The organism is Acinetobacter lwoffii (assembly GCF_029024105.1).
Taxonomy (GTDB): Bacteria; Pseudomonadota; Gammaproteobacteria; order Pseudomonadales; family Moraxellaceae; genus Acinetobacter; species Acinetobacter lwoffii.
Map to the genome: position 1 here is coordinate 1,753,507 of NZ_CP118963.1, position 19,961 is coordinate 1,773,467.

14 protein-coding genes are annotated in these 19,961 nt (G+C 43.8%); 8 read left to right on the plus strand and 6 right to left on the minus strand.

The genetic code is table 11. The annotated features are described in order from the left end of the window. Positions 1-28: 28 nt before the first annotated feature. Together hscA and fdx are read left to right on the plus strand one after the other, a co-directional pair. On the plus strand, positions 29-1,888 hold the full coding sequence (hscA, locus tag PYW33_RS08485; protein ID WP_004646762.1) for a Fe-S protein assembly chaperone HscA: 1,860 nt from the start codon (positions 29-31) through the stop codon (positions 1,886-1,888). A 15-nt stretch (positions 1,889-1,903) separates the two neighbouring features. Beyond that, positions 1,904-2,242, plus strand: coding sequence for an ISC system 2Fe-2S type ferredoxin (gene fdx, locus PYW33_RS08490; RefSeq protein WP_004279821.1), 339 nt, complete (start codon positions 1,904-1,906; stop codon positions 2,240-2,242). Between the two features lie 89 nt (positions 2,243-2,331). On the opposite strand, the gene PYW33_RS08495 is transcribed toward fdx, so the two are convergent. The 5 genes from PYW33_RS08495 to aspA form a co-directional block, all read right to left on the minus strand. After that, positions 2,332-3,777, minus strand: coding sequence for an adenylate/guanylate cyclase domain-containing protein (locus PYW33_RS08495; RefSeq protein ID WP_004729820.1), 1,446 nt, complete (start codon positions 3,775-3,777; stop codon positions 2,332-2,334). 55 nt (positions 3,778-3,832) lie between these two features. After that, positions 3,833-4,267 (minus strand): HIT domain-containing protein, encoded by a 435-nt coding sequence (locus PYW33_RS08500; RefSeq protein WP_004646760.1) that lies wholly within the window; start codon positions 4,265-4,267, stop codon positions 3,833-3,835. Positions 4,268-4,496: 229 nt separating this feature from the next. After that, entirely contained in the window at positions 4,497-7,955 is a 3,459-nt protein-coding gene (gene mfd, locus PYW33_RS08505; RefSeq protein WP_004646759.1) for a transcription-repair coupling factor, read from the minus strand. A gap of 123 nt (positions 7,956-8,078) precedes the next feature. Continuing rightward, a complete protein-coding gene (locus PYW33_RS08510) occupies positions 8,079-8,444 on the minus strand; it encodes a hypothetical protein (protein ID WP_004646758.1) in 366 nt (121 codons plus the stop codon). A gap of 130 nt (positions 8,445-8,574) precedes the next feature. Continuing rightward, entirely contained in the window at positions 8,575-10,017 is a 1,443-nt protein-coding gene (gene aspA / locus PYW33_RS08515; RefSeq protein WP_034439543.1) for an aspartate ammonia-lyase, read from the minus strand. Positions 10,018-10,437: 420 nt separating this feature from the next. Between aspA and putP the strand changes: the two genes are divergently transcribed. Beyond that, positions 10,438-11,946, plus strand: a complete 1,509-nt coding sequence (putP, locus tag PYW33_RS08520) for a sodium/proline symporter PutP (protein WP_004646756.1) — start codon at positions 10,438-10,440, stop codon at positions 11,944-11,946. Positions 11,947-12,025: 79 nt separating this feature from the next. Here the strand turns inward: putP and PYW33_RS08525 are convergent, their stop codons facing one another. After that, positions 12,026-12,520 (minus strand): Lrp/AsnC ligand binding domain-containing protein, encoded by a 495-nt coding sequence (locus tag PYW33_RS08525; protein WP_004279833.1) that lies wholly within the window; start codon positions 12,518-12,520, stop codon positions 12,026-12,028. Between the two features lie 118 nt (positions 12,521-12,638). Between PYW33_RS08525 and putA the strand changes: the two genes are divergently transcribed. From putA to PYW33_RS08550, 5 genes are all read left to right on the plus strand, one after another. After that, on the plus strand, positions 12,639-16,394 hold the full coding sequence (putA, locus tag PYW33_RS08530; protein WP_004646755.1) for a trifunctional transcriptional regulator/proline dehydrogenase/L-glutamate gamma-semialdehyde dehydrogenase: 3,756 nt from the start codon (positions 12,639-12,641) through the stop codon (positions 16,392-16,394). A gap of 184 nt (positions 16,395-16,578) precedes the next feature. Further along, positions 16,579-17,661, plus strand: a complete 1,083-nt coding sequence (gene trmA, locus PYW33_RS08535; protein WP_004646753.1) for a tRNA (uridine(54)-C5)-methyltransferase TrmA — start codon at positions 16,579-16,581, stop codon at positions 17,659-17,661. Positions 17,662-17,823: 162 nt separating this feature from the next. Further along, positions 17,824-18,588 carry an IS5 family transposase gene (locus PYW33_RS08540; protein WP_004645258.1) on the plus strand — a complete coding sequence of 255 codons (765 nt, stop codon included), beginning with the start codon at positions 17,824-17,826 and terminating at the stop codon, positions 18,586-18,588. Between the two features lie 175 nt (positions 18,589-18,763). Further along, entirely contained in the window at positions 18,764-18,988 is a 225-nt protein-coding gene (locus tag PYW33_RS08545; RefSeq protein WP_004279838.1) for a hypothetical protein, read from the plus strand. A gap of 392 nt (positions 18,989-19,380) precedes the next feature. Then, entirely contained in the window at positions 19,381-19,941 is a 561-nt protein-coding gene (locus PYW33_RS08550; RefSeq protein ID WP_026055785.1) for a lecithin retinol acyltransferase family protein, read from the plus strand. Positions 19,942-19,961: the final 20 nt, after the last annotated feature.

Consider the following 19,961-nt stretch of genomic DNA (forward strand, 5'->3'; position numbering starts at 1 on the left):
ATATTTAACGTGCAAAGGATGTAACACTATGGCTCTCTTGCAAATTGCAGAACCAGGTCAATCAAGTGCACCACATGAACACCGCATTGCGATTGGTATCGATTTAGGCACCACCCACTCTTTGGTTGCCACGGTTCTTTCAGGTAAAGCCAAAGTACTTAATGACGAACAAGGTCGTGTGCTACTTCCTTCTATCGTGCATTATGCAGAACAACAGACTCAATACGGCAATGAAGCTGCGCCTTTCATTACTACTGACCCTAAAAACACCATCGTTTCTGTAAAACGTTTTATGGGTCGCTCGAAAGCTGACATCAAATTCCAGCATCCTTATGCGTTGGTTGGTGAAGCGAATGAAATGCCGGCTTTTGAAACCGCACAAGGCCGTAAGACGCCGGTTGAGATTTCTGCAGAAATTTTAAAGCAGTTGAAAGACCGCGCTGAAGCCAGTCTGCAAAATCCGGTCAATGGTGCCGTTATTACTGTTCCGGCCTACTTTGATGAAGCACAGCGTCAGGCAACCCGTGATGCTGCTCAACTTGCTGGCTTGAATGTTTTACGTTTGTTGAATGAGCCAACCGCTGCTGCTGTTGCTTATGGTCTCGATCAGGAAAGCAATCTAAGTACAGATCGCAACTATGTGATCTACGACTTGGGTGGTGGTACCTTTGACGTTTCGATTCTGCGTTTTAGTCAAGGTGTGTTTGAAGTTCTGGCAACCGGTGGCCACACTGCCCTCGGTGGTGATGACCTAGATCGTTTGATCCTGAAATGGGCCAAGAAACAACTGAATATTGACACCTTGAATGATGCAGAATATGCACATTTTGTGGTTGCAGCACGTAAAGCCAAAGAAGCTTTGTCTGATGCAGATTCAGTTCAACTCAAATTGCTTGATCAGGTATTGACGCTTGACCGTCCGACATTTGAAGAGATCATTAAAGTTGCTTTGGATAAGACCATCAGCGTATGTAAGCGTGTGATGCGTGATGCCAAGCTTGAACTGGATGACATTCAAAATGTCGTTTTGGTCGGTGGCTCAACCCGTTCTTATGCAGTACAAAAAGCCGTGCGTGAAGTATTCAATCAAGAACCACTATGCACTATTAATCCGGATGAAGTGGTTGCGATTGGCGCATCAATTACTGCGAACCAATTGATTGGCAACTCAACTGATGGCTCATTACTATTAGACGTGACGCCTCTGTCTCTTGGTCTTGAAACCATGGGCGGACTGGTTGAACGATTAATTTCGCGTAATACTGCGATTCCAGTCGCTCGTCGTCAGGAATTTACGACTTATCAAGATGGCCAGACTGCCATGTTGATTCATGTGGTTCAAGGTGAACGTGATCTGGTTGAGCATTGCCGTAGTTTAGGGCGTTTTGTCCTGCATGGCATTCCACCAATGACTGCCGGTCAGGCACGTATTGAAGTGACGTTCCAGGTCGATGCAGATGGCTTGCTGACTGTATCTGCCAAAGAAACCACCTCTGGCGTGACGGCTCAAATCGATATCAAACCATCTTATGGTTTATCGGGTGAAGATACTGAACGTCTGTTGCTAGACGGTTATAAGTTCGCTGAAGAAGATAAGAATCTTCGTCATTTGAATGAAACCAAAGTGGAAGCACAGCGTGAGCTGGAAGCACTGGTTCAGGCACTCCAAGCGGATGCCGGTCTGTTGACTGAAGATCAACTTGCAGCACTGCAAACTGCGCAAGCACAACTTGAAACTCAGCTTCAGGGTTCAGATATCAAAGCGATTGAATCTGCCGTTGAACAGCTTAAAATACATAGTGATGCTTTTGCAGCAGCACGTATGAATCAACATATTGATGCAGCTCTTAAGGGCACTAAACTCGACGACTGGTCAAACTCAAACTAATTTAAGGTAACGACTATGCCACGTATTAAAGTTCTTCCACATGCGCAGATTTGCCCCGAAGGTGCTGAGTTTGAAGTCGAACAAAATGCCAATCTTTGCGAAAGCCTGCTAAAAAATGGCATTAAAATCGAACATGCTTGCGATATGTCAGCAGCGTGTACCACCTGCCATGTAGTGGTACGCAAAGGTTTTGACAGCCTGGAAGAAATGGATGATGTTGAAGCTGACTTACTCGATCGTGCCTGGGGTTTAGAACCTGATTCACGTCTTTCTTGTCAGGTTAAACTGGACGATGAAGATCTGGAAATTGAAATTCCAAAATACACCATTAACCATGCGTCAGAAAATCACTAAGATTTTCGTTGCAGGCTAAAATAAAAAACCACGCTCATGCGTGGTTTTTTCTCTTTATAAGAAACAATTAAAGTAAATTTACATGAACTTTAAATGTGTTCAATTACTTCATCCTCAAGCTTCAATTTGACAATACCTTGTGAATTGGTCATTTTCTGCTGAGTTTCAATGCGTTTAATCATTTTTTCTAGTACATGAATCAGCTCAGGATATTCAAAGTTTTGCACTTCATCCAGATTCAGCAATAAATGAAAGCCCTTATATTCATAATCGAACCAGCGCTGATACTCGACTTTCTGAGACGCATATTTTTCCATGACCTGCCAGGTTCTTACATGTGCTTTAATGCCTTTCAAGAATATCGGCTTTTTCGGTGCACAAAGATAATCATCTTTGATCAGATTATGAGTATCTTCCGAAATCAGGATTTCATCGACTTCCGCTGCACTTTGCAAACGCGCTGCCAGATTGGCATCACGTCCTACAATGGTATAAGCCATACGATGCGTAGCCCCATAATTCCCTACGTGGCAATAACCGGTTGAAATCCCCATGCGGATATGCAGTGGCGGATAACCCATTTTAATCCAGCGTTCCCGCAGCAATTTCATTTGCTGACGCATCGCCAATGCCATTTCCATACAGTTCTTAGCATCCTGTTCCACACCTTCGGAGTTCGGATCACCAAAGAAAATCAGGATGGCATCACCCATGAATTTATCGACAGTCGCTTCATAATTTTTAGCGATTTCGGTCATATGCCGAAGATAGTCATTCAACAGGAATGCTAAATCATCTGGAATCAGAGTTTCAGATAGCTCTGTAAAGCCTTGAATATCAGAGAAAAAGATCGTCAACTTTTTACGTTTATATTCAATTTTGGCTTCAGATTCACCTTTCATAATGGATTGCCATAACTGCACGGGCGCATAGCGACTCAGCTGATTGGCAAATTCCATATAACGGTTCATCTGTTCGAAATAATGGTCTTTTTTCTGGGTCATGTATTGCACACGACCACTTTGATAAAAACTTCCGACACCAAAATAGGTAATCAGACAGATAAAGCCTAAAACGGTCAACTCACTGCTGGTCGGTTCGAAATAATTATTAAACCCAAAGACCAGAATATTGGCCAGATAAAAAAGCGTAATCCCGATCAGGCTGGCTAGAGATGCCATCATAAATGAAATTTTATTGCTGATCGCGGTATAGAGCACTGCGACCAGACCCAGCAAGGACAAGACCAAGTCCAGATGCACGGCCGCCAAAACCACCGAAATGACAATGACATCAATCAGGAAAAGAATATTACGCCGGATGTGATAATCATGACGATAGATCAGCCAGCGAGATAGTTTCGGTGTAATTAGCAAAACCAGAAACAAAAAAAATGGAACAAAAAGCTGATACTGGGTATCTGGTTCAGTGTAATGAAAGACGACCAGAACCACAGACAGCATGATGTATCCCATCATGCGATGGAAATACTCAAACTGATGGGGTTCTTTTTGAATCCAGTCGTCTAATTGCACTCACTCCCTCCCTGAAGTCCGCAACTGTTCATGGTTCTCGGAATGCCTTGGCTGATTAGTCCATGCGCCAGTCAAATGGCATGTCGCCCTGACCACGTAAAGCCAGCATTAAGGTTTGACGCATATGTGCCAATACTTCACTGCTATAAGGAACAGCAGGTGTACCCCAAACAGGCTTCGGCCATGCAACGTCGTTCTGATAACGAACTACATGATGAAAATGCAATTGCGGCACCATATTACCCAGCGCTGCTACATTCATTTTATCTGCACGGAAAACACGTGCCAGCTGGCTTGATAACCAGCTTGACTCTCTTAAAAACTGCTCTTGGTCAGCTTGACTCAATTCATATAATTCAGAGACACCCGGCACACGTGGAATCAGAATGAGCCAGGGAAATTGCATATCATTCATCAAACGACATGTTGACAAAGGAAAGTCGCCTACAAAAAACGTATCTTGAGCAAGTTGTGGATGCAAACTAAACATATCTTTATAAATGATGCAAAATTAGAATGATGGCTAATACTAACATATCCAACTGAAGCTGAATATTGAAAGCAATGTGTTTAAAGACAAATTCTCATGATTTGTTGCGAAGCACATCACAACAATTACTGTAAACAATTCATTGAAAAAATCAAGCCTGTTGTTCCTGCAAACTTCATTGGAAAATGAAATCCAAACTGAATTTTCAGGCTGATTTAATCGAATAAAATCAGTGCAATTCTTTAAGCAGACTGTCCAGTAAATCCTGTATAAACTGAATCCGCTTTTGATAGTCTTCCAGCATGACCATGACTTTTAGACGTTGACCGCCATCCATCCGGAAATAGGTCGGATGTTTCTGCATCATCTGGATAATCGTCATGGCTTGAACCGGAGTATCCGGTGCAAATTCAATATGCCCACCCTGACTGCTGATATCAATTTTAGTAATACCAAGCTGCTCGGCTTTCAATCGAATCTGATGTACAGCAAAGAGCTGTTTGACCGGTTGCGGCGGTATACCAAAACGATCGATCAATTCCATCCGGATATTGTCCAGTTTTTCCTGGGTATCAGTATTACTGATGCGTTTATAGAACAACAGACGTTGATGCACATCACCCAGATATTCATCTGGAATCAACGCTGGCATATGCAGGGTAATTTCGGCAGTCAATGACAATGGTGCATCGAAGTTTGGCGTTTTGCCTTTTTGAATGGCTTTGGTGGCTTTTTCCAGCATTTCCATATACAGGCTATAACCAATAGCCTGCATCGAACCACTCTGCTGCTCACCTAGTAACTCACCTGCGCCGCGAATTTCCAGATCTTCGGTTGCCAGCATAAAACCGGCACCCAAGGTCGAAGCACGCTGAATGGCATCCAGACGTTTTTCTGCATCACCTTTTAAGGCTTTTAAAGACGGCACCATTAAGTAGGCATAAGCCTGATGGTGTGAGCGTCCTACACGTCCGCGTAGCTGATGTAATTGTGCCAGGCCCAGCTTGTCAGCACGTTCAATCAGAATGGTATTGGCATTCGGAACATCAATCCCGGTTTCAATAATGGTCGAACATACCAGAACATTGTATTCCTTGTGATAGAACTGCTGCATCACCTGCTCCAGTTCACGTTCACGCATCTGCCCGTGGGCCACAATCACCCGCGCTTCCGGCACCAGTTTACGGATATGCTCGGCGGCACGATCGATTGTATCAACTTCATTATGCAGAAAATAAACCTGACCACCGCGCAGCAATTCACGCAGAATCGCTTCTTTAATGGTGTCATCGGTATGTTCCTGCACAAAGGTTTTCACCGCAAGACGGCGTGCCGGCGGTGTGGCGATAATCGACAGATCACGCATGCCACTAAAGGCCATATTCAGTGTCCGTGGAATTGGAGTTGCAGTCAGTGTCAGCATGTCGACATCGGCACGCATCGCCTTGATTCGTTCCTTGTCGCGCACCCCGAAACGATGCTCTTCATCGACAATCATCAAGCCAAGATTCTTAAACTGAACATTTTCCTGCAAAATCTTATGTGTACCAATCACAATATCGACTTTACCTTCAATCAGGTCGTCAATGGTCTTGGTATGTGCTTTGGAAGAGCCGAAACGTGACAGCACTTCAATCCGGACTGGCCAGTCGGCGAAGCGGTCTTTGAATGAATCATAATGCTGCTGTGCCAGCAAAGTGGTCGGTACCAGAATCGCCACCTGCCGGTTATTCTGTACTGCAACAAATGCGGCACGCATTGCGACTTCTGTTTTACCAAACCCGACATCACCACACACCAGACGATCCATCGGCTTGGCCTGCTGCATGTCATGCAACGTCGCTTCAATCGCATTGGCCTGATCCAGTGTTTCTTCATAGGCAAAGCCACTGGCAAATTGCATATACAGGCTTTGATCGATTTCAAAACTGATCCCGGGCTTGGAAGAACGCCGTGCCTGAATATGCAGCAATTCGGCCGCGACATCGTGAATCTGTTCCAGCGCTTTACGTTTGGCTTTATTCCATGCGTCCGTACCCAGTTTATGCAAAGGTGCCAGATCCGGATCACCACCACTGTACCGGCTGATTAAGTGTAGATTGGTCACCGGCACATAGACTTTGGCGGCATCCGCATAATCCAGCTGCAAAAATTCGTGATCCTGATCATCAATACTTAGGGTGACCAGACCGGCATAACGTCCGACCCCATAATCGATATGTACCACAGGCGCGCCCATGGTCAGCTCAGTTAGACTTCGGATCAGAAACTCTTCGGAAACTTCCTGTTGACGTTTGCGACGGCGCTGTACCACGCGATGTTCATACAGCTGATTTTCAGAAATTACGCTGACACGATCGGTCAATACCAGACCACGCTCTAAAGGCGCATTGGTAATGGCAATTGCATACAGAGATTGAATAAAACTATCAAAATTTTCAACCGTGGGGATATCACCCAGACTTGGCCTTAAGGCATCTTTAAGACTTTCCCGGCGTCCAGCACTTTCAGCCACTAGCAATACCGGATGATTAGCCTGATCAATATATTTTTTGATTTCATGAAACGGTTTTTCACGTTTCGGATCTACGGGCAGACGCGGTGGCAACTGGGTATCAAGATTCAATACCCCAGCTTTTTGATCAAAAGATGTTTGTGCGGCAATGATGCGTGCAAACTGGTTCAGCTGCTCCAGCACCTGATTGGTCTGAAAAAACAGGCTTTCAGGCGGCATGATCGGTTGGTCGACATTGTGGCGACGATCTTCATAACGGCGCACCACATCTTGCCAAAACTGGCTGAGACTTTCGTCCAGAGCCTTATCTGTAATGACAATGCCATTCTTCGGTAGGTACGAAATCAGTGAACTTTGGCCTTGCATGGCTTCCGCGCTGAAAAACAAGGGCAAATAAAACTCGATTCCCGGCGAGACTATGCCATCCATCACATCCTGATAGATCGGGTTTTTCTTTGGATTCGCGGTCGGGAAAAATTCGGCATAGCGGTCACGGAAAGTGGCACGACCTTCCTTGAGCGGAAATTCCTGTGCCGGCAATACGGTAAACTGCTGCAAACTTTGCGTGGTGCGCTGAGTTTCGGCATCGAAAAATTTCAGGCTTTCAATTTCATCATCAAACAGGTCAATCCGAATCGGTGCTTCCTGTCCCGATGCGTAGATATCCATGATACTGCCGCGTACCGCGAATTCACCTGGATCATAGACGGTATCGACCAGATGATAACCGGCCTGAATCAACTTTTTCTTTTGTTGTTCCAGATCAAATTTCTGACCGACATGAATATCGAAATGCTCACCCAGAATCCATGAGGTCGGCGCCACACGTTGTGCCAAAGTTGAGGCGGACAGCAACAGTACGCCAGTTTTTGGCATATTGGATAAGATTGCCAGACGTTCCGAGACAATATCCTGATGGGGGGAGAGACGGTCATAAGGCAAGATTTCCCAATCTGGAAAAATCGTGGGTTTAACCCCATAAAATTCCAGTTCACTTTCCAGTTGACCCAAATGCTGATTATTACGTGCAATCACGATAAATAAACGCGATTGCTGCTGCACGATTTCTTTGAGCAACAATGCCGTCGAGGAACCTTGCAGATTGCCTAACCAGCGTTTCTCGCCTGCTTTGAGTTGTGGTAAATTGAGTTGGGAAATTTCTTGTTGGAACATGGATATAGCTTTAAAGTCTAAATAACCTGAGGCTTATACTAGCACGATGATCTCAGGATATTTTGTTATTTTTATGCAGTCTTGCCACATCCATACGCTTCGATTTCAAGCCACTTTTAACACTTATTTTTTCTCTCGCAGAAAGTTACGATAATAATCATTTAACTTCTTGAGGATCATTTTAAATTGCAGCAGGTTCTCTTCGGTATTTCCCAAAGTCACATTAAAACGCTGATGGGCAATTTCCAGATCAATCTTTTCATTGATCAGCATCGCGGTGTCGTATAAAGCTTTTAAATCATCAAACTGTTTTAGACGGCGATTGGACAAATATTCTAAGCGTGTGGTCAGTTCCTGATTTAAATCAATGCCATCCACGATATAACCTGTGCCTTCGACATGCTGGATATTCTGCTCGTCTAAATATAGCTGTGCAGCAGTCGGTTTATTAGTTTTAAATAATGCACTGATTTTATCAAACATCGCCATTTACCCAGCCAAATAAAGTTCAGACCCTAGTCTAGATGAAAATGCCTCAAATCCACATATCGAACTTGAGGCAAATTGTCAAAATCACAACGATCAGTTGATTTGAGCTGTTTCAAGACAATTTATGCTATCAAGAAACCTGTTCGAGCTGACTCTCTGCTACAGGTATTTCAGACACCAGATTTTCAAATGCAAAAATCTCTTCTAATTGCGCTTCACTCAATAAGCCTAACTCTAATACCACCTGTGGCACGGTTTTATTTTCCCACATACATTGTTTGCCGATTTCATCACACTTGGCATGTCCCAGAATCGGTTCAAGCAAGGTCACAATCCCGACACTGCGCATGACGGAACTTAAGCAAATCTGTTCATTGGCCTGAATACCAGCAATACATTTCTGATTCAGGGTTTGCATGCCTTGGGTCAATAATTGAATTGATTCATTCATCGCCACGGCAATCACAGGTTCCATGACATTCAATTGTAACTGCCCGGCTTCCGCAGCCATAGTAATGGTTAAGTCATTACCAATCACCCGGAATGCAATCTGATTCACAACTTCTGGAATTACCGGATTGATTTTTGCCGGCATGATCGAAGAACCTGCCTGTAACTCAGGTAAGCGAATTTCAGCTAACCCTGTACGCGGCCCCGAGCTGAGCAAGCGCAAGTCATTACAGATTTTGGACAATTTCACTGCCAGACGTTTTAAACTGCTCGACAAGATAATAAAGACGCCACAATCGCTGGTCGCCTCGACATAATCTGCTGCACCTTTTAAAGGTAAACCTGTCAGGTGCGCCAAGATTTCCACCACCCGCTTGGCATAGCCCGGCGGTGTATTCACCCCGGTCCCAATGGCGGTGGCGCCTAAATTGACTTCCAGCAATAACTGTCGCATCTGTCCAATCAGCTTCAGGTCTTCTTTTAATAAGGTGGCAAATGCCCGGAATTCCTGTTCCATGGTCATCGGCACGGCATCTTGTAACTGGGTACGTCCCATCTTGATGACATATTCAAATTCGGCAGCTTTATGATCGATACAGTCAATCAATGCTTTAAGCACGCTCAATAACTCATCCAGACTGCTATAGGTCGCCAGACGCAAAGCCGTTGGATAGACATCATTGGTCGATTGCGAGGTATTGACGTGATCATTCGGATGCAGAATGTGATAATCACCTTTCTGATGGCCCGACATTTCTAGGGCAATATTGGCAATCACCTCATTGGTATTCATATTGATGGAGGTTCCGGCACCGCCCTGATAAGGATCGAGTGGAAATGCCGTTTGCCACGCTTCCGGATGCTGAATCAATTCATCACAAGCTTTCTGAATGGCAGTACTGGTCTGCTCGGACAATTTTTGAAAGTGCAGATTGGCTTGTGCCGAAGCTTTTTTCACTTGGGCCAAAGCACGAATAAAGTGCGTTTGTTGCCCCACCGCCAATCCAGAAATCTTAAAATTTTCGATGGCACGTAAGGTATGAATCCCATAATAGCTATGCAACGGGATTTGTTTTTCCCCCAATAAATCACGTTCAATGCGGGTCGGTTCGATTTGAAGCATATTGTCCACTAAAAAATACTCTTGGCGATGCACCGTATTTGGTGTGACATTAATATGAGCAAACAAATACAGGCCTAATAGGAAGACTTTAACCTAGATTTGCTACGATTTATTACCAATACGCTAAAGCTGTGAGTTTTGTAAGATTGTGTAAGCAATTGGCTAAGATTCAAATATTTTCATTATTTATTCAAAATTTCCACTTTTCCCCTGAATTCGACGTCGTATTGCCTTTTATCCGCTCAAGTTATTCCTAATTCAATTTCAGTGAATTACTACTCTATTTACAATAGGTATACATAAAAGCTGTGTAATTGTTACAGAGTGTAATTTTTAAACCATGCTTGAATCACCTCCTTGCAATCTCAGTACAAAAATCATCTTGGACGATGATTTCCATATTTACAGGATGACCTGCCCATGACTTCTTTAAACCCCACCCTGATTACTTTCATGTTTTATATTATCGCCATGATTGCAATCGGTTTATATGCTTATCGTGCCACCTCCAATTTTGACGAATATATTCTAGGTGGACGGAGTCTGGGCAGTGTCGTCACTGCACTTTCGGCGGGCGCATCGGATATGAGTGGCTGGCTGTTGATGGGTCTTCCAGGAGCCATTTACTTGTCTGGTCTGTCAGAAGTCTGGATTGCGATCGGTTTGATTATCGGTGCATGGCTGAACTGGTTACTCGTGGCAGGTCGACTGCGCGCCCATACTGAATATCAGAACAATGCTCTAACCTTGCCGGATTATTTCACTAGCCGTTTTTCCGATCGTAAACGTATTTTACGGGTCTTGTCTGCCTTGGTGATTCTGGTGTTCTTTGCAATTTATTGTGCCTCAGGCATGGTCGCAGGTGCACGACTGTTTGAAAGCCTGTTTGGCTGGGATTACACCACAGCGCTTGTGATTGGTGCGATGGCGACGATTCTTTATGTTTGTATTGGTGGCTTTTTGGCGATCAGCTGGACAGATACATTCCAAGCCGGTTTGATGATTTTTGCCTTATTGCTGACTCCGATCATTACCTTCTTGGCTCTGGGCGACAACAGCCAGCAAGTGAGTGTCATCCTTGAATCGGCTCGCCCACATGCTTCAAGCATGCTTGAAGGTTTAAGCACCGTTGCGATTATTTCCAGTCTGGCTTGGGGCTTGGGTTATTTTGGTCAGCCGCATATTCTGGTGCGTTTTATGGCAGCAGATTCGGTCAAAACCATTCCTGCTGCACGCCGTATTGGCATGACCTGGATGATTCTATGCCTAGGCGGTGCAGTGGCTGCCGGTTATATCGGTATTGCCTACTTCAGTGTCAATCCCGCATTGGCTTCGGTGGTGAATCAAAACCCTGAAACGGTATTTATGGAGTTGACCAAAATCCTGTTTAATCCATGGATTGCCGGAATCATTCTGGCTGCTATCTTGGCGGCAATTATGAGCACCTTGAGCTGTCAGCTTCTGGTCTGCTCAACCACCCTGACCGAAGATTTATATAAGAGTTTCCTGCGTAAAAATGCTTCACAAAAAGAACTGATCTGGGTCGGTCGCGGCATGGTCTTGGTGATTGCCCTAATTGCCATTTCACTGGCGATTAATCCGAACAGTAAGGTTTTGGGTCTGGTGGCTTATGCCTGGGCGGGCTTTGGTGCTGCATTTGGCCCGCTGATTATCTTGTCGCTATTCTGGAAACGAATGACCCTCAACGGCGCAATTGTGGGTATGGTGGTTGGTGCCATGACTGTAATTGTCTGGAAAAATTATATGGGTGATACCGGTCTGTATGAGATCATTCCAGGCTTTATTCTGGCCACCCTCAGCATTATCATCGTCAGCCTGCTGGATAAAGCACCGAGTGCTGATGTGGTCAAACGCTTTGAAATGGCTAAAGCCGAGTATCAAAAAGAAATGGCAGAAATGAAAAAATAATCACCTTTTTTCTTGCACATAAAAGGGACTTAATCGTCCCTTTTATGTTTCTTAGATTCACAAATGAAGTTCTTGAAAATTACTTGGCTTTTCCCGGCATTTTCAGATGGATCTGCTGACTTTCTTTAATCACTTCCATCACCGGATAACTGCGCGTTTCTTTAATTCCGGGCAATTGCCACAAGATCTGACCAGAGATTTTCCGGAACTCATCCATATTGGCACAGCGGATTTTTACCACGAAATCAAACCCGCCACTGATCATATGACACTCGATAATTTCAGGAATCTGCCGCACAGCATGGGAAAATTCATCTAAAACATTCGGCGTGGTTTTATCCAATAAAATTTCAACAAAGACCACAAAACCATTATTCAACATGACTGGATTGAGGCGCGCTTCATAGCCCACAATAAAACCTTCCCGGGTCAGCTTTTGTACACGCGCCAAGGCTGCTGTAGGCGACAAATTGACCAGTTCAGCCAGTTTGATATTGGATAGCTTGGCATCGGATTGCAATAAACCCAGTATACGAATATCTATACGGTCAAGGTTCAAATAAGGACTTGGCATTAGAATTATTCTCTAAAAAAAGCGAAAACTATAGTGAGATATTCGTCAAATATTCTGTGATTATAGATTAAAACTCATTCACCTCAAAGAACTGATTGACGCAGTACAGGAAGTCACTATGCCAACCACTCTCCGCCCAGATTCAATTTTAGATTCAGCCCAGCACTCAAATTATATTGCTGAATTTAAACACAAAAACCAATACGAAGAACGTATTAATACGGTATGGCGTCGTGCAGAAACTGAATGCGTCGAAGAGTTATTGGCCCATAGTGAAATTTCTTCCGAGATGAGTGACAAGATTCAGGCGCTTGCCTTTGATCTCGCACATTCCTTACGTGAACGCAAAAGTTCCACTGGGAAAGCCGGTATTGTCCAAGGCTTATTGCAGGAATTTTCTTTATCTTCTCAGGAAGGCATTGCCCTGATGTGTCTGGCAGAAGCCTTACTGCGGATTCCGGACAAAGCCACACGTGACTTGCTGATCCGTGACAAAATCAATCAAGGTAACTGGAAAGAACATTTGGGCCAGAGCCAATTGATGTTTGTGAATGCAGCAGCCTGGGGACTGATGCTGACCGGCAAGCTGATGGAAACCCCACAGCAAAAAAGCCTGTCTAGCTTATTGACCGGTCTTTTGGCACGCAGTGGCCGCGGGATTATCCGTAAGGCTGTCGATGTTGCCATGCGCATGATGGGCGAGCAGTTTGTCACGGGTGAAACCATTGATGAAGCCCTGAAAAATGCCGAACCGTTGGAAGAAAAAGGCTTTCGCTATTCCTATGACATGCTGGGTGAAGCAGCACTGACCGATCCGGATGCTGAACGTTATTATCAGGATTATCAGCAAGCCATTCATGCCATTGGTCAATCTTCGCAGGATAAGGATGTTTATGACGGGCCTGGCATTTCTATCAAACTCTCTGCGCTGCACCCCCGTTATCAGCGTTCGCAAATGGATCGCGTGCATGATGAGCTCTATGCAAAAGTACTGAAACTCGCGGTCTTGGCCAAGCAATACAATATTGGTTTAAATATCGATGCTGAAGAAAGTGATCGCCTTGAGATTTCACTTGAACTGTTAGAACGCCTGTGTTTTGAACCACAATTACAGGACTGGAAAGGCATTGGCTTTGTGATTCAGGCCTATCAGAAACGCTGCTTCTATGTAGTGGATTACATCATTGATCTGGCGAAGCGCAGCCAGAAACGCTTGATGATTCGTCTGGTCAAAGGCGCATATTGGGACAGCGAAATCAAGAAAGCCCAAATTGATGGAATGTCAGATTATCCGGTATTTACTCGTAAGGTGCATACGGATCTGTCTTATATTGCTTGTGCGCGTAAGCTGTTGGCTGAACCGGATTATATCTACCCACAATTTGCCACTCACAATGCACAAACGGTAGCGACGATCTATCAGCTGGCACAACCTGAGCAGTATTATGCCGGCCAATATGAGTTCCAATGTCTGCATGGCATGGGCGAACCACTGTATGAAAATGTCGTGGGCGATCCATCGAAAAATAAACTCGGTGTACCATGCCGGATCTATGCGCCAGTCGGCAATCATGAAACCTTGCTGGCTTATCTGGTGCGCCGCTTACTGGAAAATGGTGCCAATACCTCCTTCGTCAATCGTATTGCTGACAAAACCTTGAAAATTGAAGATTTGATTGAAAATCCACAGCAAACCATTTTAAAGGCGTCAAAACAGGAAAGCGTATTGGGTGCCAAGCATCCGCATATTCCCTATCCGCAAGATCTTTATGCCGATGAACGATTGAACTCTTCAGGACTCGATTTGGCCAATGATGCTGAACTCAGTATTTTAAATGAAGTCGCATCCAGTCTGGCAAATACGCAATTTCAGTCAGCTGCTATGGGAACGGCATTTAGCAGCGTGGATACGCCCCATGCAGTTCCAGTGATCAATCCAGCACACCATCAGGATGTGGTCGGCACAGTCTATGAAGCAACTTCTGAACAGGCTGAAATTGCACTCACTCAAGCAGTTAATGCACAAAGTTTCTGGGCCAATCTGCCAAAAAATGAGCGTGCTGCCTGCCTGAATAAAGCCGCAGAACTGATGGAACAGCGTTTGCTTCCGCTCATGGTTCTTCTTTCTCGCGAAGCAGGTAAAACCTATGCCAATGCGATTGCCGAAGTACGTGAGGCGGTAGATTTCTTGCGTTACTATGCAGCTCAAGTTTTGGATCTCAGTGACAATGTACAGATCCAGCCTTTAGGTACTGTACTATGTATCAGTCCATGGAACTTCCCGCTGGCGATTTTTACCGGTCAGATTTCAGCAGCGCTGGTCGCTGGCAATACCGTGATTGCCAAACCGGCTGAACAAACACCGCTCATTGCAGCACAAGCCGTACAGATTTTATGGGAAGCCGGCATTCCGCAGGATGTGTTACAGCTATTGCCGGGCCGTGGTGAAACCATTGGTGCACAGCTCAGTGCAGATCCACGTATTCAGGGCATCATGTTTACCGGTTCCACCGAGGTCGCCCAAATTCTACAAAAAACCGTGGCAGAACGAATAAACCAGTTTGGAGAAAGCGTCACCCTGATTGCTGAAACTGGTGGTCAAAATGCCATGATTGTGGATTCATCTGCATTGACTGAACAGGTGGTGTTGGATGTTGTGAGCTCTGCCTATGACAGTGCCGGTCAGCGCTGTTCTGCCCTGCGTGTCCTCTGTGTTCAGGAAGATAATCTGGAGGCCGTACGCAGCATGCTCAAAGGTGCGATGCAACAGTTGCGCGTTGGCAATCCGGTCTTGCTGAAAACCGATATTGGTCCAGTGATTGATGCAGAAGCCCAGCAAAATATCCAAAAGCATATCGAGCAGATGCGCAGCAAAGGTCATACAGTTCATCAGTTGATGTTTAATCAGGACCAGACTGAATTAACTCCAGGAACATTCATTGCACCAACCCTGATTGAACTTCCAAATCTGGATGATCTGGAACGTGAAGTGTTTGGCCCGGTACTGCATCTGATCAGCTATAAATATGGCGAACTGGAACAGTTGTTAGATCAGATCAACAGCAAGGGTTATGGCCTGACCATGGGCTTGCACACGCGTATTGATGAAACCATGCAAACCGTGATTGCACGAGCGGAAGTCGGCAACCTGTATATCAACCGCAATATCGTTGGTGCGGTCGTGGGCGTCCAGCCTTTTGGTGGTGAAGGTCTGTCCGGCACCGGCCCGAAAGCGGGTGGCCCGTTGTATATCTATCGTTTAATGCATCAAGTATCCGAGAAAAAACTGGCTCAGCCTTATGCAGCTCAAGCTGAGCCAGCACTTGTTGAACATAAACTTGTTCAGGAGTTTAAAGCCTGGGTAGCTAAAACTTTCCCAACTTTATCTTTAAAAGCGCCTATGCAAATTGCGACTGGTCAAAGCTTTAGCCTGCAAGGCCCAACTGGCGAGGAAAATCAATACATGATCTTGCCACGTGAAAGCGTTCTCTCGTTAGCACATAGGGATCAAGACCAGATTCAGCAAATTCTGGCGATTTTATCGGTTGGCAGTCGTCCTGCGGTACTGGCAAACAATACTTTTATTCTGAAATATTTACCAACCATGCCAGCCGCGGTTAGCAAGCAATTTAAAGTGGTCCGGGATATTGAAACAGGTGTATTTGAGGCCGTCCTGCATCATGGTGACACTACTGAACTGATTGACTTGCAGAAACGCATTGCAACACGCCAAGGTCCAATTATTGGTATCACCCATTTAAGTTCGGGCAACTATGATATTCCGGTCGAGCGATTTGTGATTGAACGCGCGATCAGTATCAATACGGCGGCGGCAGGCGGCAATGCCAGCTTGATGACGATGGATAATCTCTAAATCAGTCCAATCATCTCAGCATTTTTAGCTTAAATCTTTCCTCTTTATGGCCAAACCTCTCTCCTCAGAAGGTTTGGTCTTTTTTATGCAGCTTTTAAAGCGGCTTGACTACAATAGGCTTAGGCAGATCGGCAATTTTTTGCTACCATTTGCGCTTTAAAATATTTGCGATTTCTTACTGCATATGACTTCATCTTATCAGCAACAACTTGAAGCCAAAATTGAACGCATCAGCGCTCAGTTTGCCGAATATCAACCACCTGCTTTAGAAGTATTCCAGTCTCCTGAAAAATATTTCCGCATGCGTGCTGAATTCCGGATCTGGCATACTGAAGATGATCTGTTTTATGCCATGTTCGAACGTGACGAGAACAACAATAAAAAAGTCATTCGTATTGATGAATTTCCAATTGCAGACCGCAGCATTAATGACTTGATGCCACAATTACTTGAAGCATTCAAGGCAGATGCCAATCTGGGTCATCGTCTATTTGAAGTCCATTTTCTGGCGACTTTAAGTGGCCAAGTCCTAGTTTCCCTGATTTATCACCGCAAGCTGGATGAAAGCTGGGAACCTGCAGCAAAAGCACTGGCGGAAAAACTGAATATTAAACTGATTGGCCGAAGCCGTGGCCAGAAATTCGTCCTGACTGATGAATATGTGGTGGAAGAACTGTCTGTTTTTGATCGTCACTATAAATATAAGCAGATCGAAAGCAGCTTCACCCAGCCCAATGCACAAGTTTGTCAAAAAATGCTGGAATGGGCATGTGATGCAGCGGAACAATCAGATAAAGATTTGCTGGAACTCTACTGTGGCAATGGGAACTTTACCCTGCCGCTTTCGACCAAATTCCGCCGTGTTTTGGCCACTGAATTAGCCAAATCTTCAGTTTATGCAGCTGAGTGGAATATTGAGCAGAACCAGATTGAAAATATTCAGGTTGCGCGTCTGTCTGCCGAAGAATTCACTCAAGCCTATAATGGCGAACGTGTTTTCCGTCGTTTGCAGGAAGCACAAATTGACATTTCGACTTATGATTTTGATACGGTATTTGTCGATCCACCGCGTGCTGGTATTGATGATGAAACGCTGAAACTGTTACAGCGTTTCCAGCGTATTATTTACATTTCTTGTAATCCAGATACCTTATATGACAATCTGAAACAGTTGTCTCAAACGCATAGAATCAGCAAGTTCGCCATGTTTGACCAGTTCCCGTATACACATCATGTTGAAACGGGTGTATTGTTGGAAAAAGTATAAAGAATTTGTTTCAATTTATTATATTGTTACAAAAATGGAGCTTTTTGAAGCTCCATTTTTTATACTATAAATCATGTATTTAATAGGGTCTGTTGACATTTACTGTTCAAAAAAATAGCGAGAAAGTAAAATTTAATCGCCAAACTAAATTTACTTCTCGCTATGCCTCGTACAATGCTGAATGATCAACACTGGTCTAAGTTACTTTCTATTTTCCGAAATTTTGATATCTATTTCAAATCTAATTTGAGAAATTTTGTCGAAGCAATACTTTATAGAATAAGAACAGGCTGCCCATGGCGTGATTTGCCTAAAGAATTTGGTTCGTATAACTCAATCTTTAAAAAATATAATCGTTGGTGTAAAAATGATAAGTTAATGAAAATATTTAAATTAATTTCTTCAAGTGCTGATATGGAATGGGTTTTTATTGATGGTAGTCATGTTCGGGCACACCAACATTCTGCTGGAATAAAAGATCAGGATATTTCTAAAAGCATTGGTGGAAATAGTTCTAAAATACACTTAGCTGTTGATGCGGATGGCAATCCAATCGAAATTATTATCTCCGATGGAACGATACATGATGTCAAGATTGCTCCCAAAATGATTGAAAAACTTGATTTGAGTGAAACGGAAGTATGTTGTGCAGACAAAGGATATGACTCTGAATCATTAAGAGAACAAATATCTGCGAAAAAAACTAAAGCGAATATTCCAAGAAAATCAAATACTCAGTCAAATAATGATCATATGGATTGGTATTTATATAAAATCAGACACTTAGTTGAGAATGCATTTTGTAGGTTAAAGCAGTTCAGAGGAATAGCAACACGATATGATAAGCTAAAGTGTAGCTATGAGGGGGCAGTTGCATTAGCTTGTATATTTATTTGGCTACCTTTATCGGGTAAATTCTATACTTGAAATGTCAACAGACCCTAATAAATATTGACTTGTACAGCAAGAAATATCGTTAGACCTTTAGGCTTCAATCGGAAATTTTCTAGCCTGACTGCTGCTTTTATCACATAGGTCCTATTGCTTTATTTATTTAATTGGCTATATTTCACTCTATGTTAGGTTGTTGTATGAAGGCTCTATGAGTTTTTGGCAAAAGTTGTTTTCTCATGAACAACACAATGAACACAAGAATCAAATTGCTTGTGTTGAAAATGATTGCTCTTGCAAGACAAATGAACAGCTTCTTGAAGCACTTTCTAAAGCTACTGATGAAGAAATCATCATCGGAATTAAAAAGGTTCTTGTATCTCGCGGCTATAGCCGCAAAGAACTGAATGAACTTCAGCACTTGCCATTGCAGTAATCGGCCAAGGTTACAGTCGTATAAAGAAAGCACTTGCGTAGTCAGGTGCTTTTTTTATGCTTGAAAGTTTAGTTTAAGGGTTTGGTCTTCTCTATTTCAGCATAGTTTATTAACTTCAACTTTAAAAGCTTCAGGGATCAGGCAGAAAATGTTGAATGACTTCCTTGATCCATGCTTGTGATTTTGCAGAAATTTTAGTACTTGCTTAGGCTATTTAAAACCTTTATCAGAAGAATATGTTCTAAATTCTGCTCTCTTCTAGCTCCTTTAAAACTTGGCTTAATAACTCTTCAATTCTGATCTGAAACTCAGGCAAGGCATCGATTAATTTAGCAAAACACAGTACACTTCCTATTAAACGACAATGCTTTTTTAAATGGCTTAATTCTGATATGCAACAGACTAAACGGTTTCCCATAGGCGCACATCTTATGGTTAAACATTTCGGTTATACCCATCATGGGATTTACGCCGGACGTGGTCGTGTCATTCATTATTCCGGCTTTGCGCATTTATTCAAGAAACGCCCGATTGAAATAACTTCTATTGAAAAATTCAGTCATGGCAAACCAATTCATATGCAACATTATGACTCGGCAAAATATAAAGGTCGTAAAGTGGTGCGCCGCATGCGGTCCAGAATGCATGAAAACAACTATCATCTGATTATTAATAATTGCGAACATTTGTGTACCTGGGCGATTACCGGTGTGGAAAGTAGCCCGCAAGTAATTTATATGATGAATCGCCTGACCACGATTGGTTATATCAGCTCGATGATGAGTTTTATGAACAGCATGTTCCTGACCCTGACCACGACCAGTTTCGCATTGGCGCTGTACATCAAGAAAAAACTCAGAGATAAAGCCAATCTGCGTTTGCAACAATACCGTGAATTGCAAGATCAGGCTAAAACCAAAGTGTCAGACCTGACCAATCTTAAACATCGTTAATTTAAAGCTCAGCCTGCCGA

Bases quoted from the DNA above. Each gene is read 5' to 3' on its own strand.
- hscA (WP_004646762.1), top strand. From the start codon at position 29: ATGGCTCTCTTGCAAATTGCAGAACCAGGTCAATCAAGTGCACCACAT.
- fdx (WP_004279821.1), top strand. From the start codon at position 1,904: ATGCCACGTATTAAAGTTCTTCCACATGCGCAGATTTGCCCCGAAGGT.
- PYW33_RS08500 (WP_004646760.1), bottom strand. From the start codon at position 4,267: ATGTTTAGTTTGCATCCACAACTTGCTCAAGATACGTTTTTTGTAGGC.
- mfd (WP_004646759.1), bottom strand. From the start codon at position 7,955: ATGTTCCAACAAGAAATTTCCCAACTCAATTTACCACAACTCAAAGCA.
- PYW33_RS08510 (WP_004646758.1), bottom strand. From the start codon at position 8,444: ATGGCGATGTTTGATAAAATCAGTGCATTATTTAAAACTAATAAACCG.
- aspA (WP_034439543.1), bottom strand. From the start codon at position 10,017: ATGCTTCAAATCGAACCGACCCGCATTGAACGTGATTTATTGGGGGAA.
- putP (WP_004646756.1), top strand. From the start codon at position 10,438: ATGACTTCTTTAAACCCCACCCTGATTACTTTCATGTTTTATATTATC.
- PYW33_RS08525 (WP_004279833.1), bottom strand. From the start codon at position 12,520: ATGCCAAGTCCTTATTTGAACCTTGACCGTATAGATATTCGTATACTG.
- putA (WP_004646755.1), top strand. From the start codon at position 12,639: ATGCCAACCACTCTCCGCCCAGATTCAATTTTAGATTCAGCCCAGCAC.
- trmA (WP_004646753.1), top strand. From the start codon at position 16,579: ATGACTTCATCTTATCAGCAACAACTTGAAGCCAAAATTGAACGCATC.
- PYW33_RS08540 (WP_004645258.1), top strand. From the start codon at position 17,824: ATGCCTCGTACAATGCTGAATGATCAACACTGGTCTAAGTTACTTTCT.
- PYW33_RS08545 (WP_004279838.1), top strand. From the start codon at position 18,764: ATGAGTTTTTGGCAAAAGTTGTTTTCTCATGAACAACACAATGAACAC.
- PYW33_RS08550 (WP_026055785.1), top strand. From the start codon at position 19,381: ATGCAACAGACTAAACGGTTTCCCATAGGCGCACATCTTATGGTTAAA.